This window comes from Paenirhodobacter ferrireducens (genome assembly GCF_004022265.1).
Lineage (GTDB): Bacteria > Pseudomonadota > Alphaproteobacteria > Rhodobacterales > Rhodobacteraceae > Rhodobacter > Rhodobacter ferrireducens.
In genome coordinates, this window is sequence record NZ_SAVB01000006.1 from 139,873 (window position 1) to 156,118 (window position 16,246).

The 16,246-nt window shown below is 65.1% G+C and carries 10 protein-coding genes; 2 read left to right on the plus strand and 8 right to left on the minus strand.

All coding sequences use genetic code 11. The features are described 5' to 3' along the window. Positions 1-17: 17 nt before the first annotated feature. Both EOW65_RS06465 and EOW65_RS06470 read left to right on the plus strand, forming a co-directional pair. On the plus strand, positions 18-752 hold the full coding sequence (locus EOW65_RS06465) for a hypothetical protein (RefSeq protein WP_128148153.1): 735 nt from the start codon (positions 18-20) through the stop codon (positions 750-752). 50 nt (positions 753-802) lie between these two features. Beyond that, positions 803-1,405: a phage virion morphogenesis protein gene (locus EOW65_RS06470; RefSeq protein ID WP_164880014.1), complete on the plus strand. Its 603-nt coding sequence runs from the start codon at positions 803-805 to the stop codon at positions 1,403-1,405. A gap of 645 nt (positions 1,406-2,050) precedes the next feature. On the opposite strand, the gene EOW65_RS06475 is transcribed toward EOW65_RS06470, so the two are convergent. Genes EOW65_RS06475 through EOW65_RS06510 form a run of 8 tightly spaced genes read right to left on the minus strand, consistent with a single transcriptional unit; the run spans position 2,051 to position 16,236 of the window. After that, on the minus strand, positions 2,051-2,866 hold the full coding sequence (locus tag EOW65_RS06475; protein ID WP_128148155.1) for a hypothetical protein: 816 nt from the start codon (positions 2,864-2,866) through the stop codon (positions 2,051-2,053). Next, positions 2,863-6,990, minus strand: a complete 4,128-nt coding sequence (locus EOW65_RS06480) for a hypothetical protein (protein ID WP_128148156.1) — start codon at positions 6,988-6,990, stop codon at positions 2,863-2,865. The genes EOW65_RS06475 and EOW65_RS06480 overlap by 4 nt, the downstream gene beginning before the upstream one ends. Further along, on the minus strand, positions 6,990-10,334 hold the full coding sequence (gene gpJ, locus EOW65_RS06485; RefSeq protein WP_206364021.1) for a TipJ family phage tail tip protein: 3,345 nt from the start codon (positions 10,332-10,334) through the stop codon (positions 6,990-6,992). The genes EOW65_RS06480 and gpJ overlap by 1 nt, the downstream gene beginning before the upstream one ends. Next, positions 10,331-10,741 (minus strand): C40 family peptidase, encoded by a 411-nt coding sequence (locus tag EOW65_RS06490; RefSeq protein WP_128148157.1) that lies wholly within the window; start codon positions 10,739-10,741, stop codon positions 10,331-10,333. The genes gpJ and EOW65_RS06490 overlap by 4 nt, the downstream gene beginning before the upstream one ends. Continuing rightward, positions 10,738-11,271: a hypothetical protein gene (locus EOW65_RS06495; RefSeq protein ID WP_128148158.1), complete on the minus strand. Its 534-nt coding sequence runs from the start codon at positions 11,269-11,271 to the stop codon at positions 10,738-10,740. Before EOW65_RS06495 ends, EOW65_RS06490 begins: the two co-directional genes overlap by 4 nt. Then, on the minus strand, positions 11,268-11,693 hold the full coding sequence (locus tag EOW65_RS06500) for a hypothetical protein (RefSeq protein ID WP_128148159.1): 426 nt from the start codon (positions 11,691-11,693) through the stop codon (positions 11,268-11,270). The genes EOW65_RS06495 and EOW65_RS06500 overlap by 4 nt, the downstream gene beginning before the upstream one ends. Next, positions 11,690-15,928, minus strand: coding sequence for a phage tail tip lysozyme (locus tag EOW65_RS06505; protein WP_128148160.1), 4,239 nt, complete (start codon positions 15,926-15,928; stop codon positions 11,690-11,692). The genes EOW65_RS06500 and EOW65_RS06505 overlap by 4 nt, the downstream gene beginning before the upstream one ends. After that, positions 15,928-16,236, minus strand: coding sequence for a DUF1799 domain-containing protein (locus tag EOW65_RS06510; RefSeq protein ID WP_240664531.1), 309 nt, complete (start codon positions 16,234-16,236; stop codon positions 15,928-15,930). Before EOW65_RS06510 ends, EOW65_RS06505 begins: the two co-directional genes overlap by 1 nt. Positions 16,237-16,246 lie beyond the last annotated feature (10 nt).

Genomic DNA, 16,246 nt, shown 5'->3' on the forward strand with positions numbered 1-16,246 from the left:
CAACCTGTGAGGTCAAGATGGGACGCTCCCCCGGGTATATTTTCGGCGGTGACTTTGACCGTTGCACGCCGCACGCGATCACCGGAAAGGTGCATTTCGCGACCGATGTTCAATGTGTCGGCCCTCTCACGATCTATCGTGCCAGCGCAGCTGGCGGCGCGGCTCCGGTCATCACCGCAGAGGTGCTGCGTCAGATCGCTTCGACCTATAACGAGCAGCGCGAAACCGCGCCTGTGCCGCTCGTTCTGGGCATCCCCAAGATAGACGATCCGGCCTATGGTTGGGTGGCATTGCTCGAAGCACGGGGTGATACCCTCACCGCTGATTTCGGGTCGGTCTGGCCCGAGGTCGCCAAGGCGCTGAAATCCGGTCAGCGCGGCACGATCGACGTTGATTTCTTCCCGCCGGGCGCGCCGGGAAACCCGGCCCCCGCTCAATGGTCCCTGCGCCGTGTCACCGTCTTCGGGTTGGATGATCTGAAACTTCCGGCCCTGCCGAAGCCGATTGTGACCCCTCAATGCGGCCCGAGCCCTTCGGTCTCGACAGAGACGCCACTACCACGCCCGCCGGTCACTCCGCCTCAAAGCGTCAAGGACGCGATCCCCGTCAGTGTTTTTGACGGCATGAACTTGCCACGCGGCTTCGATGCTGATCCGGAACAGGCCGAACTCTACGCCCGCATTCTGCGCATCCAGCGCGAGAAGACCGTCACCTTCGCCGAAGCGGTGACCATCGCAGCGAAATGGAACTAAACACGTATCCTCTGATCTTGATGTGGTCGTATATTAAAGGAGCAACGACGATGCCAGAAAATGGCTTTACAATCGAGGTGAACGACCGGGAGGCCAGCGAGGCGCTCGCGGCGCTGCTGCGCCGCATGGAAGAGCGGCGCGGGTTTTACCAAAACGTAGCCGAACTCCTCGCGAGCTCGTCCCGGGAGAATTTCCGCAAGCAGACGGCCCCCAGCGGCACTCCCTGGGCGAAGCTCAAGGCCGCGACGATCCGGGAGCGCACCCGCAAGGGACAGCTCCCTCTCACGATCCTGAACACGAATGGCGTGAAGGACGGCATCCACCTGCAAGCTGCTATCTCGCAGGATGCCGACAATGACGCGGCCCGGGTCGGTGTTCTCGATCAGGATCCCGTCCGCCACTATGCTGCAATCCATCAGTTCGGCGGCACGATCCCGATCCCGGCGCGCAAGGGCCGCATCTATCGTCACTACGATCCGACCACCGGAGTGACCGGCCGGAAATTCGTCTCGCCAAAATCCGACGGCGCGCGCGCGACCGAGGTCGATATCGCGGGTTACATGGTCACCATGCCTGCCCGACCCTACCTCGGGGTCTCGGCCGAAGACGAAATGGAGATCATGCTGCTTGCCGAGGACTGGATCGGCCTCTGATCCGTGATGGGGCCACTAGCGTCAAAGCGCCCCCCCCATAGGCATGGGAAAGCATCCTGACTTATCCGTGATTTGAAGAATATTCTCCCGATCCTGCCTTGTATCTACGTTCCGACCTTGGTCAGACCTATGATGCTGTTTTTACCTCTGATTTTCCGAGGTATCACTTTGACTTATAACAATAATTTTAATGTCTGACGCAATCTGACCAGACCGGAACAAGATTTCCGACCTTGGTCAGACCTTGGCGCTCCGCATCGCATCTTTAGATGGGCATTCTGAGCCCCCATAAGTTTCCATGCTATGCGTTTTCTACTAATGTTGTCATCATGTTGCCTGTTGATAGGTGATTGTTGCCTCGATGTTTAGAACGTGATCGTTCGATGATAGGTGAAGCGCCAGTTTTGGGCGGTTCCTTACATTTTTGTCCGAAAGCACTTTTCGCCAGAAGCGGCACTTTTCTGTTCGTTCTCAACGCGTTGCATGCTTTTTTCTGGGGTTATGCTTTTGTCCGGAAGTTACTACCCCTCCACAGAATCATTCGGCCTGATCGTCAGGGCCGTTTGCAGTTTGCGGTGTGGCGGCGCGGCGGCTTCCGGACGATTGAGCATTAGCTTACGGACGAAAATTTTCGCCTAGCCTATCTCACCCACTGACCGTCAGGTCACGCTGGATTGCTGCCGCCAGATCGCGCCACTGAGCGAGACGATCTGCGGATTGGGCCAGCGGTCCATTGCAGGCGAACAGCGCCGCCATCGACACCGTACCCGGGGCCCCAACTGCACTGCTGTTCGAGCCGACATAGGTCGACGTCATCGTCGGAGGCGTCGTGCCGGCTGTATTCACGGCGACACGGCCGCCGTTGATTGCCATGCCGTTCAGTCCGTTATTCCTGTCGAGCGAAAAAACATACCATCCGGGTTTGGTGATGGTGCAGTCCTTGCGGGTATAGACGTCAGCCGTGTCGCGCAGATAGGTAGACGAGACCCCCTGCCAGCCGACGAATCCGTCAACAGCACCACCATAGGAGCGGGTCAGGGCGTGGCTGAAATATCCGCCGCCCTGCTCGCCATTGCCGGCGATGGTTCGGGCTGCAGTGAGGCACGCGGCATCCAGATGCAGGATCAGGCCGAGGCCAAACGATGCGGTGCTGGTGGGCGTGGTCTTGAAATTCGCAGAGCCCGTCGAACAGTCCATCGCCATCAGCCCATCGACGACCCGATAGGTGGCTCCACGCGCAGCGCCATACGCCCGCATGCCGAGCCTGTCCCGCCGCCCGATTGCCGAGGAGAACACGCCGGGGACCGCGCTGCCGAGAGCTACGCCCGCGGAGAACGACACCCCGGGTTGCGGCACCCACAGCCCGAGAATGTCGTCCCCGAACATCGACAACCGCTTGCGCAGGTCTCCAGAATGGAATGCCGAAATCGCGCCGGAAACCCGGCCCTTGATGATCGTCACAGCAGGAACTCCTTGCGGAATGAGGGCAGCCAGCGATGCAATTTGCGGTCTGGGAGCGCGAATGAGGGCCGCTCCCATGTGGTGCGGAGCAGGCCGCGGTGAGCATAGTGCAGAGGGTCAGCGGTGCTCATATCCTGCTGCTGCAGGGCATACCGCACCTGGAACCCCTGCGTTTTCTGGATCGCCCCGGAGAAACTGACCTTGTAGGCAGTGCCGCCATTGATGACCTCGACCCCGGTCACAGGCGTCAGCGCACCGGTGCGCGAGGACGAGGACGAGGTGGTGTTGATCACATCGACGATCTGCACACCCTTGCCGACATCGATGCCGATGCCGCCATAGTAGGTATCAGCGGCGATTGTCAGCAGCTCGTCGTCGCGCAGCCATTTCGAATAGTCGAGGATCAGATGGTCGGCAGCGACGGTGATATCCGGTGTCCCGATCGTCCATTTCCGGCCGTTGAGCGTTTCATGCGTCGCGAGCCCGAGAAGTTCGCCGAAAATCGTGGTCGAGTGGTAGTTCGGGTGGACCTGACCGTCCTGCAGCACGATATCCGGCTGGTAGAGCGGCGCCCCGAGAACGGTGCGCGGCGTCTCCTCGCAATAGCGCAGCTGGGCATCACAGACTGGCCAGACGATGGTGCTGGTGTCCGTATCGCCGCCGCTCTGGGACAGCACCCACAGCGGATCATGCTCCTGCTCCCCGTAGAACTCCTTGGTGAGCTTCCGGAAATCGGCACGGGACAGAACCAGGTCGTCATAATAGTGCAAGTTGGTTTTGTCCGCCGTGCCCTGGACCCAGGTGAACGCCTTCACCACGGGCGTGAACCCGAGCCGCGTGCAGGCATCTTTCACGGACTGGTGCCAGCGGCGCACATTGAGCCAATGCGTGTCGGGAAAAATTGCCGGGTCCTTGACCGTCGTCCCCTCCACCCAGTTACCGTCCTCGTCCCACGGATCAGTGGAGTAGACCCCCCACGGCCACAGCGAGAGAATGCGTGCACCGCTCTGACCGATCGTTTTCGCGATCAGAGGCAGCGGCGTGTGGTCATCCTCGGCTCGCAGGTTGGCGAGCATTTTTGCCGCAGGGTAGACATTGCCGCCGCCGCCATTGGCTGCAGCGATCCACGGATAGGTCAGCCGATCGTTATAGTACCCCGTTGCCGAGTACCCGAATACCGACGACGGGTTGCCGTCGTCGACGTCGAGAAATCCGGGCGTGTCCGGAGAGACCACCGGATCGGTATAGACGTTGCCGTAGGCGAGAGACTGCCCAGACCCCCACAGGATATCCACCTGCCCATCGGCCCGGTAGAAAATACCCCACCCCTCGGCGCTCTGGCGCACGCGGTGGGTGCGGCCGCCCCAGGTATCCGTCAGGTAATCGACGTCACCGTTCGTGCGCGGGGTGATTGCCATCGCATCGGCCGGCAGAGCATCAGCCCAATAGGCGCCGGACAGCAGGTATCGCGCCGCAGCCCGGCCCGGCTTGAAATCGATGCTGCCGTCTCCCGCGAGGCTGAGCACAGGCTGACCGGTCCCATCGGCCAAAACAGGCACAGATGACCCCGGGATGATCGTCTGCGGACTGGTCGTCGCCGCGATCATTTCATCCTGGCTCAGCGCCCGTGGCACATAGCGCCAGAACTCGATCGCGCCGGAAAACGGCCGCAGGGTGCCATCCTGAATCGGCATGTAGTCGCCAAAACGGAGGCGCTTGAGCTGCGTGTAGAGGTTGGCAATAGAATTGACCGTCGCAGATGCCATCAGGCCATTGACGGCCAGTCGCAGCGTTTCACCATCGTAGGACATCGCAACGCGATAGCTATCGCTATAGACGTCCTCGATCGAGACAGTTTTCGGGACGCTGGTGCTGCCCAGAACCGCGGTAATCGCGCGCCCGACCATCTCGAGCCCGACACCGCGGTTGGCGGTATCCGGATCAACGCTCACCTTGAAAATCGGCACTATCCCGTCCGCCGTTTCCCGGAAACCTGGGGACAGCCTGAAATGGCACTCGAACGACCAGGAAAGCGGGTCCTGAATGAGGTTCGAGACATCGATTTCCATCTTGTCCGCGGCAACCGAAACACCGTTTCCGACCGGTGCAGCAGGCAGCCGCGGCGATGCGCATTTCTGGACCGAGAAATGGTGGATCACCCCGAGCGCAGTTCCCGCCGCGAATGTCGAGGTCAGCGTCGTGTTCGACGTTTCCTTGGGGTAGACGTAGAAAAAATGGCCAGCTGCATAGGCACTGAATGCCCAGAAGCGGAAGCGGATGCGGATCAGACCACCGGGAAGGTCGTCAAAAAACGGGCCATCTGCATCAGCCACCGTGCTCGTCATGGTGTTGGTGAAGGTCCGCTCCTGCAGGTCGATGCAGAACACGTAGCCCGACCCGCCGAAAGCAGTGCTGCCTGCCTCGGGCGGGAGGCGAAAGATCATGTAGCGCGCATCCTGGCGCGCGAGGATCAGGTCGACTTGATACCAGCCGACCGTGATCGGGATGGCTGCATAGCCGAAAAATCGCGCAGCCGTCCCGCTGGCAGTGGCGGTCAGCGCCTTGGGCGTGGTGCCTTCGACAGCCGGCACCGAGCTATCGGCGGCGACGGTAATCCCGGAAACGGTCACTCCTGTCCCCAGGACATTGTCGGATCCCCAGACAGTCGCCTGGGGCTCGAATACCGCCCCCGAAGCACCGTCCGCAGCCACTGAGCGCCGCAGCGCCCCGGCAACCGAACGGCGCAGCACACCGGAGCGGTTCTTGACGAGCTGGGTCATGGGGCTGACGGACGCGAATTCGGACGGATCGCGCGCGCTATCTCCATCGACAGCCTTGATGAACATCTCCCCTGATGCGAAGTCGATGCGGATTGCAGCCTCGTCGTCGAGTGCATCTTCACTGTAGCTGTGCGCGCCGCCTGCGGCCCGCGCCAGACGTGCATCGGCCACGGTTGCGCGGTTGACCTCGTTCGCGAGGTTCCCGGCGATGACGCCCTCGGCCGCGGTCGCGCGGTTGACCTCGTTCGCGAGGTTCCCGGCGATGACGCCCTCGGCCGCGGTCGCACGGTTGACCTCGTTCGCGAGGTTCCCGGCGATGACGCCCTCGGCCGCGGTCGCGCGGTTAACCTCGTTCGAGAGGTTCCCGGCGATGACGCCCTCGGCCGCGGTTGCGCGGTTAACCTCGTTCACGAGGTTCCCGGCGATCACACCCTCGGCCGCGCCGGCCCGCTCGGCCTCGGCGGCAATCGCGGTCATCACCTCAGCCAGATCGAAGGCCTTGTGCCACCAGGCGCCGGTCGCGTCCTGCTGGTAATGGGTGGCGTCGACAGGCGTGGGCACGACGTCGGTGTAGAGACGCCAGACCCGGAATGACGAGCCATCGCGCTGCAGTACCGTAGTCGTGCCCTCGGGCCAGGTGACGGCCGAGAAGTTGTTGCCGGCGGTGGCGACGACTCGGCGGGTGTGCAGGTCCGCTCCCAGAGCCGTCAGCGATGCGGAGATGACGCCCTCGGCCGCCTCGGCCCGCCCGGCCTCGGCCGCGATCGCCGCGGTCACCTCGGCCAGATCGAACACCTTGTTCCACCAGGCGCCGGTCGCGTCCTGCTGGTAATGCGTGGCATCGACCGGCGTCGGCACCGCATCGGTGTAGAGGCGCCAGACCCGGAACGACGCGCCGTCGCGCTGCAGCACCGTGGTCGTGCCCGGCGGCCAGGTGACGGCAGAGAAATTGTTGCCGGCAGTAGCGACGACCCGGCGGGTGTGCAGGTCATCTCCCAGAGCCGTCAGCGCATTCGACAAGGTATCGATCTGGGCGGCCTCGACAGCGCTCGTTGGCAGATCCCCCGTGCGCGTCCAGGATCCGGAGCCGCTCGCCCCGGACTTCGTATAGACACCGTTGTAGGCCGAGGTCGGATCGCCGCGCACGTAGCCGATTGCTCCATCCGGCCAGGAACGATCCGCATAGAGTTCGGCGCGCGTGGCATAGGTCGGGCCGAGCAGCGAGTTGATCAGCGCCACCAGGCGCGTGAGCGTGATCTTGCGCGTCGATCCTGCATAGGATCCGACCAGCGTGTCGATCAACGAGGACGAGGTGAGATTGACGGTCGTGACGCCATTTGCCATCAGATAATCTCCACAGTGAAGGGGCCGGAAATCGTGCCGAGACCGTCGGCATTCTGTGCTTCCAGCCAGATGTAATGATTGCCCTGAGACAGGCAGGATTCCGTCTCGAGGTAGAGGGTCACGTCATCTACCGATCCGTCGAAATCAGCACTCGCCCGGATCTCGAGCGCCGTGTTTCCGGCTGCCGAGGTGATGCGATCGAGAGCTCGACCATTGGTGCCGATGGCAGTACCGATCCGATCGATACCGCCGGCAAGGCAGGCGGTGACCGTGCCGGCCGTGCGACCAGAGACCGTGATGGCGATGCGATAGGACCGCCCACTGAGGAGGTCGATGTCCTGGGCGAGAGCACCCGCATCGCCAGCACTATGTGATGCGATCCCACCGGAAATCGACCAGCCGAGCCCGGCCGTCCAGGGGCCCGCATCAGACAGTGCGGACCCCAAAACGCGATTGTCGAGATCGGCGCCGAGTATGCGCTGATAGCTCTGCCCGGCAGATACGGCTACCGGTGTGCCGACTGCATCCGCTTCGCGATCGAGCATCGCTGTCGTCGATCGGTAGATCTGCACGGCCGTGGTATCGGGGTCAGACACTGCCCACGCGACAGATACGCCGCCCAACAGAGCCGTGATATCGATGCTCTCTGGATCCAGCTCTGCCGGCAGAGCTGGATCGGAGGCGCCAATGGTCAGCGCGACGACGTTGGTATAGCTGCTGGCCACTCCCATTGCTGTGAGCGCACGCGCGCGCACCTCAATGGCGTCGCCACGATGGCCGTCAATCTGGATGCCGCCGTTTGTCACTGCCGCTGAGATCGTCGTCCAGCTCGAGGCCCCAGACAGGCGCCAGTCCACCTCGTAACGCGCGATCTGCACCGCAGACCCATGCCCGGGCGTCAGCGACACGATCACCCAGTAATTCCAGAAGGCTGAACTGAATGGCGTCTCGTCCCATTCGCTGCTGATCGATGCGATGACCGGGACTGCCGGGATTGTACTGCCCATGTCGATCACCGCACCGACCCGGCCCGACCATTCCGGCACCTCCTCGGCGTCGATGATCTCGTCGATCTGCGGTGCGGCATCGGCGAGCGTCAGGATCACGCTCAGGTCCTGTCCCGGCTCAATCCCGGTCACGATCGCCGGCACGGTCTCCTCTCCCAGCACCCCGAAATGCACGAGGTCGCCCGTGCCCGGCACCGGGCCGCTGCCGGTGAGGCGCAGCAGAGCCGGTCGCTCTGCCTGCACGATCTCGACTGCACGATGCTCGGAGGTGCCGATCGTGTCAGCGGCGTCAAAAATCCGGAACCTGATCCCGTAGTTGACGCCCTCCTGAATGGTCAGCGCCTCGTCGATCTGGATCATCGCCCCCGTCACAGCACGAACCCGCGCCACCGTGCTGCGCCCATCGAGCACATAGTGGCTGAGCGCGACCAGATCGCCGCGCGTCGCCACACGAGCCGCACCGTCCTGCGTCACCTGATAGATGTCGGGCCGGTGCATCGTCTCGTACATGCGGCGGCGGGTTTCGCGCCAGATCTCGACCGGCGAGGTCTTGCCCGGGCGAGAGACCTCCTCGACAGTGTCGCGCGCGCCAGTATCATTGCCGGGCCATGGGATGAACCGCTCTGCCGGCTTGTAGTCGTTCGTTTCATCGAGAAAGCGCACCCGCTGCCCATCCGGCGCCCGGAAATACTTCCTGGAGACCTTGAAACCACGGCTGTTGCGCGGCCCGATGTGGTCGACGATCAGGTCGCGCGGGCGGTCGATGATCACCGTGTATCTCGTGCCAGTCCAGCGGATCGAGGCGCGGCCGGCAGCGGCCACACGCTGCAGCGCGGCCCCGACAGTCAGTGAGCTGTCCTCGAAGACCTCGTTGAACTCCAGCCCCTTTTCGACGCAGAAATCATGCCAGTCGGCGAAGGCATCGAGGTCGATGCGGGCATCAGTGCACGGCTTGGCATTGCCCGCGGCCTGCAGGATATAGCGCGCGAGAGAGGCCGGTCGGCGCGTCGCGCGCTTGATCCATGATTGCGTTGCCGCGTCCCAGTCGAGGCAGACCCGCGAGACCATCGCCGTCACGGTGTCGAGCGTACCTTGCAGCTGGTAGGTCGCCTTGATCCGCACACCGATCAGCGCGATCCCATCCATGGCGAGCGGATATTCGGGGCGGAGTGTCTGCAGCGCCGCCCAGGTCGTGTCACGCTGGACCGAGGTTTTGGTGGTTTCCTCGGTCAGCATGGTCACCCGGACGTCATAGCGGCCGCGGACGGGGAACTGCCACGTGTACTGGCGCCAGAACATCTCGAGCTTCTTGGCCGTCACCTTGAGAGTGGTCTCTTCGACCCAGTCCGACACGCCATCGTCGAGCCGGTATTCGATTTTGATCTCGACCGTCTGGCTCCGCTTGTCGCCGCCATCCGAGATCTTCACCAGCCCTCCGGTCCAGCAGAAAATGCAGCTCGCGCCCGCAGCATCATCGCCCGTGGTGCGCACGACCGGCTTGAGCGTTGATCCCGATGTGACCTCGCCGAGGTCATCGCGATTGAGCGGCCGCTGGATCTCGACGCCGACCGATTGCTCGGCGATCTGCTGCGGATAGAGCGAGATCGGGTCATCGCCGGCAGCCCCCGTCCGGATCTCGGTCGTGACCTCGTCATATTCCTCGATCGGCGTCTCGCCGATCCAGAGGTCCGAGACCTCGAGTTCGCCATAGCCCAGGCAGAACACCGCCCGGACATACATGAAATCGCCGACGATTTCAGTGTAGGACAGCGCGGCGAAGGGAGGGGCCCAACGGATGCGCCCCATCACCAACGGCACGACGCCGTCGGGGCGCGGCGTGTTGCGCCAGCCGGAGATCGAATAGCGGTTCTCGGCCTCGAGATCATCGACTGGGATCAGCGCATTGATCGCGAGCGTGCCGATGGCGGTCACTGCCATGCCGATCAGACCGGCACCGATCATCTGGGCGGTCGTGCCGGTGAACCCGAGCGCGGTGCCGAGCCCGAGGCCATACATCGCGCCGAGCGCCACTGCAGCGATCGAGACGACGATTGCCAGCACAGAGCGCAGGGCGCTCTTGCCCGGGATGACCCGGATCACCACGCGCACACCGGGTCGCGGCCGGACGCAGCCCCAGAATTTCGGCTCGATCGCCTCGGCGCCGGCCGGCGTCACCAGAACGACGCGGCAGCGCAGCAGATCATCCGGCGCCGCATCGGGCAGCGCGACGCGCAGGATCTCGGCGATCGTCCGGCCGGTGGGCACGGTGATCTCGATGCGGTCTCCCGGGTCGAAATGCGGCATCGCCAGGACCGGCGTCATCAGCTCGTCGGTCATGCGATCCTCCCGGTATGGCGCCAGATGCCGGTGAGCCGCGGTCGCCAGTGGCCCTCGCAATAGTGCTCGACCTTGGCGGCATCCTCTCCCGCCATGTGCAGCATCAGGCCGGGCCGGATCACGATGCCGATGTGGCTGGTCAGCCGGCCGCGGCGGAACACCACCAGGTCGAACTCTCCCGGGCAGTCATCGACCGGGTGCCAGAGCGGAGACTGCGCGCCCGCCGTGATGAGGGCCGCGATCTCGGCGCGCTCATCGGCCGAGAGATAGGCGCCAAGGTAGTCCGGCAGATCGATGCCCAGCTCCTGCCGATAGACGAGGCAGGCCAGCCCCCAGCAATCGCAGCCAGAGGCATCGCGGCCGCGATCGCGCCAGGGCGTGCCGATGTAGCGGGCCGACCAGTTCATGATGCGAACAGCCCCGGAAAGCGGGCATAGGACATGCGCCCGGACGGGAACGGCTCGTCCTCGATCAGCTCGCGGGAGATACTGAGCGTGATCTCGCCAGCGGTGGCGTCCATCGAGACGATCTGCAGATCATCGAATTCCGCCTCGATCTCGTCCGGGCTCGAGGCGAGCACCACGGCCAGCGCGACCTCGGGCGGCTCGGTGAAGCTGCGCAGCAGCTGCACCATTGAGGCATCGAGGTTTTCGAGCACGAGGGTTGCGGCGGCCGGCGCGTCCTCCTGATCTCCCGGCAGCACCGTCGACGCGATGATCCACAGCCACGGCTCCGATACCGGGTTCGCCCCGCGCCAGCTCGAGCGCGTGCCATAGGCGATGTCTGGCGGCTCCGATACCCGCTCGGTGTTGTCGGTCGAGAGCCGCACCGGCGCATCGAGATCCGGATGCGAGATTTCGATCAGCACCACCTGGATCTCGGCCGAGGCCTCGGCATCCTGCATCAGACGGGCATTCAGACTGATCCGCCGGCTCATGGCATCACCACCACTGAAAACGACTTCCGGAACTCGATCCCGCTCAGAGTCTCGACGGGGACGTCATCACCCCAGAGGCACAGCCACCGCCCGGACATCAGCAGCGGCACCCCGTCGCCGGCGAGGATCGGCACACCGTCTGACGTCAGCAGCGGCCACCCCTCGGTCGTCGGGTCCGGCATGTAGAAGAGGGTCGAACCATACTTGCAGGTGTCTTCGTAGAACTGATCGAACACTGCCCGCTGATTGCGGTCGAGCATCACCGAGAGGCTGACGAGGCGCGCGACGGAGGAGAACTTGCGTGCATATGCTGGCGGGCCAGCGTCGTTCTGGCGCTTGCGGCGGGCATCCTGCAGCTTGGATTGCCAGCTCGACCGCTCGGGGCGCGGCAGGGTCTCGGGCCAGGTCGGAACCGTGCTCATCTCCGCACCACCCGGTTCTTCGGCTGCCAGGCGCTGTCGAGCGCCCGACGGGCCGGGTTGCCGCGCTGCGTGGCGGCCGCGGCCACCGCGTCACCGATCGTCATCGTGATCTGGCGCCCGCCCTGGTCGTCGGTCGTTTCCTCGGCAATCACCGGATCAGTGCCGTAGTTGTTCACGACCATACGGATCGGACCGCTGCTTGCCGAGCTGCCGCCACCACCACCGGATGCCATCGCTGGCGCCGAGAAGGCCACTGGCGCGACATACCCGCCCGTCGCATAGCCGCGCAGCGTGCCGCGGCGCAGGGCCTCGAGGTTCGCGACCCCGATGCGCGAGGTCGATGCAGCGTCAAAAACATACTCGCGTTCGTGGACCACGCCGGCGATTTTTGACGGGTCCGAGCCGCCGGTTTCGCCGCCGCGCGCGAAGCCCGGGATGCCCCAGGCATGGGCAACGCCCGTGGCGAAGGTGCCAAAGAAGCTCGAGAACCCGCCAGACGCGCCGCCGGACATGAGCCCGCTCAGCCCCTGCGACAGGGCATTTCCGAAGACGTCAAAGCCCTCACCGAGCGCGCCAAGATCGGTCGCGGCCGTGGCCGTGGTGGCGCTGAACTTCCCAAGGGCGGCCTCGGCCGCCGCAAGCCGGCGGTCAAAGTGCATCGACCCGGCTGGGTTCGCAGCGCTCCATCCAGAGGGGCGCTCAAAACCGACGAATGCCGCCGTTGCATCCTGGACGTTGGTCGATGCCAGCAGCTTCTGCATCGCGGCCCGCTCCGAGGTCTGCAGCTCCTGCCACATGAACTCGAGCTGCGCGCCGACATCGCCGAGGTTCTGCTTGCCGCCGATCGAGGAAAACAGCGATCCCGCGCGGTCATTCCACTGTGCGAGCCCGAATGCCGCCCCGGCATCCCCGACAGCCAGCGGGTTGAACCCGCTCTCGGCCGAGAGATTTCCCATGATCCCGGCGATCTGGTGCGGCGCGAGGCCCTTGCCGGAGAAGAAGTTCCAGATCTGCGACTGGATCGCAGAGGATCCGCCGAGTGGGGCGCTGCCGCTGTTCGCCGCGATCGGTGCAGCACCGCTGTTCGCGGCCCCGATCCGGTCGAGACCGGCCGAGCCCGAGAGCTGCGCCGTGCCAGCGCCACCGATGATGACCGTCGCGGCCGTGACCTGCATCGTCGCGACCGAGCGCATCGCCTGGGTGGCGGCATCCGCGCCCGCCCTGGTAGGATCGATCGCCGGCGTCTTGCCGGTCAGGCGATCCCAGATGCCGCCAAGGCCACCTGCGTCAAAGATCGTCGCATAATTCGTCCCCATCAGCCCGTTCTTCAGCGGGTTGGAGATGGCCAGCTCGCTCAGCATGCCGGTGATCTGGTCAGAGAGGGCCTGTGCCGCCCCGCCGATATCGCCCTTTCGCAATGCCCCGACGATGCCGTCGATGGCATTTTCGCCGGCCTTGCCGACGGTATCCAAGGCCTCCGTGATGCGCTCTGTCTGCAGCCGCACATCAGTGGCCAGCCGCGCTCTTTCGCGCAGCTGCTCGGCCTCGGCGCTGCCCACATCGAGGCCCTGCTGGCGAATGTAGAGCTCGGCCTCATAGGCCGCCTGTGCCTGTGCCCGCACGGCCGCGGACTGGCCCGCCAGAGACGCCTCGAGGCGCATGCGGGCAATCTGCTCGTCCTGCGTCCGAACATAGTCCTGCAGGGCCGCGCGCAGCTCGGTCACGGCCGCGCTCCGGATCAGGTCTGCCCGGGCGGCTGCCTCCTGCGCATCGCCGGTCTCGGCGATCACCCGGGCATATTCCTGCTGAGCCTCGATCTCGGCGCGCGCGATCGGGGTGGAGGCCAGACGCGCTGCGGCCTGATACGTGGCGGCCTCCTGGGCCCGGCGCAGCTCCTCGGTCCGCTGCATGCGGTCCCGCTGGATCTGGGCCTCGGCCTCATCCGCGGCCCGCCGCCGCTTGTCCTTGGCATCGGTCGGCGACAGGTCTGGCCCCTGATCCCGGATCCAGCGTTCGGCATCCGCTGCGGCCTGAGCGCGGATCCGCGCGGCCGAGGTCTGGCCGATCAGACCGGTTTCCAGCCGAAGATCCGCGATCCGGTCTCGGCTCGCCCGTGCGTCGGCGTTGACTGCCGCCTCTCGGCGCGCCGTGGCGAGGCCATCATAGGCGTCACCCAGCTTGCGGATCTGCTCTTCCAGGCGCGCCCTTTCGGCCCCCTCAGCAATCGCGGCCGCGGCCAGCAGCGGGCGCATCGTCAGCTCGCGCTCCATCCATGTGTCCGCGTCAGCTGCGGCGACCGTGCCGGCGGCGATCTTGGCCGTCAGCTGTCCGCGGATCGCGGCTTCGGCCGCCATCGCACTGGCCTGGCTGCTCGCGCCGGCGATCGTCTGGGCAATGACCTGGTTGCGGGCGCGCTGTGCGGCCGTGCTGATTTCGCCGGAGGCCACCTCCTGATCAGCCATCTGCAGCAGCGTGCGGCGCGCCTCCAGCTCGGCTCGCAGCAGCGGGTTGCGTTCGGTCTGGATCTGGATCTCGAGCCGATCGAGCTCGGCCTGGCGTGCCTCTCTGTTCTCGAGAGCGGCGAGGATGCGGGTCTTCGCCTCGAGATCAGCGGTGATCTGATCACGCTGTCCGTCGCTGATGCCGGTATTGCCGTCGAGGCCTGCGCGCAGCACGACGATCTGGTTGCGCAGATCCTGCATGCGCTTGGCCGTCGCGTTGACGCCGGACGCGCCCGCGATGGTGTTGGCCGCGGTGCCGCGGTCATTGGCCTTGTCCTGTTCCGCCTTCGCCTCTTTCGCGGCCTGCTCCGCCAGCAGGCGATCGAGTTCCGCCTGATAAGCGTCCCGTCCCCGCACGCGCGGCATCGAAAGGATGCGCCGCAGATCCGAGATCCTGTCCTCAGTGCTCCGATCCAGGAACACGTAACTGAGCGCGCCACCGACCTTGTCCCAGGCATTCGCGGCGGCGGTTCCGACGCTCTCCCAGGCTTTGGCCCAGCCAGTGGTCGCTTCTGTTGCCGATGCCAGTCTGCCGCGCAGCGCTTCGAGCAGCACGGATTGCGCCTCGGTCAGGCGGTTCTGCGCAGCCAGGTTCCGCGCATGCTCTGCGGTCTTGGCATCGATCAGGCCATATTGCTGGCTCAGCTCATTCGCTGCTTTCGCCGGATCGCGCATCATCTCGGCCAGGGCATCCCCTGCGGCCGAGGCGCTGATCCCCATCGTCGCCCCGAAATCTCGCGAGATCCCGATCAGCTGGGCGAAGTTCTCATGCCCGATCTTTCCGGTGCGTAGGAACGCCGCTTCCATCGAGCGCGCCGTGGCGACCGAGATCCCTGCCGCCCGGGCGCCGGTCTGGGCGGCCGCTTCCATCTCTCCGGCGCTGCCCGCCACCGCGCGGCCGAGCCCCGAGGCTGCCGTCGTGACCTCCTTCGTGGACTTCAGGTAATCGTTCCACGCCATGGCGCCGAGCACGACGGCGGCTGTGGCGGCGCCGGCGGCAACACGCGGCAGCGTCAGGGCAGATTTGAGCAATGACAGCGCCCGCCCGATCCCGCCGATCTGGTCGATCGCCTGCGGTCCCTGCTGCAGCAGAACCTGCAGGGGCGGCATGCCCAGCGCCAGCGACTGGATCGTGTCGCTCGCCTGCATGGACAGGCCGCGCATTTCCCACGAAGTGAGCTTCGTCGCGGCCCCGAGCTTTGTCATGCCTGCAGTCACAGGGGCCATGCGGGCCGCGGCCGCTTCGCGGGCGGCGGTCGCTTCGTGGGCGGTCAGCGCTTCCAGCCGTTCGGCCTCTGCGATGCGCTTCAGCTCCGTCTCGTATTGCCGCGACATCGCGAAGATCGGGTTGTAGCGGGCCCGGATCGCCTCCCTCTGGGCGGGGCTGAGACCACCATCTTGTGGCGCCGATGGCCCCGGTGCCGGTGTACCGAGGGAGTTGGCGGGAACCGTCCCCGGAAGCGACTGCACGACGGGCGCAGCCTGGGCGGCGCGCCGGGCGCTTTCAGAGCGCTTGACCGCTGCAGTGTAGCTCTCCTGCGCCTGCGTCGCCTTGGCGGTCGAGGCAGCCTCACGGTCGATCGCCGCCGCATTTTCGTCGGTGACTTTCGCAGCCTGGGCGGTCGTGGCGCTGACCGTCCACAGCTCGCGCTTGATGGCCTCGATCCCGGCCTTGGCCGCCTCGATTTCTGACTTAAAAACGATCGAGACGTTGAATGCCTTGTTCTCGCCCATCAGTCCGCCCTCGCGAAGACGTCGAGCGCTGCGCGCTCCATCTGCTGCACTGCCGCGAATGCGTCATCGCCAATGCCAAGCCGCCGAAAGGCGACGTCGACGGCGCTGTAATCGAGGCCGATCCAGATCAACGCGCCAACGCCGGCAGCAATGCGCCACTGGGTCTCGACCGCGAGAAACGCCAGGAGAGCATCCCAGTTGCTGGCCCAGACCTCAAACATCTCTCCCTCGTCTTCCTGGATTGCATCGGTGGGAACCGGCACACCCCAGCGGGCGAACTGGTCAGCGATGTCCTGGTCGATGCGCACCGGCTGGCGA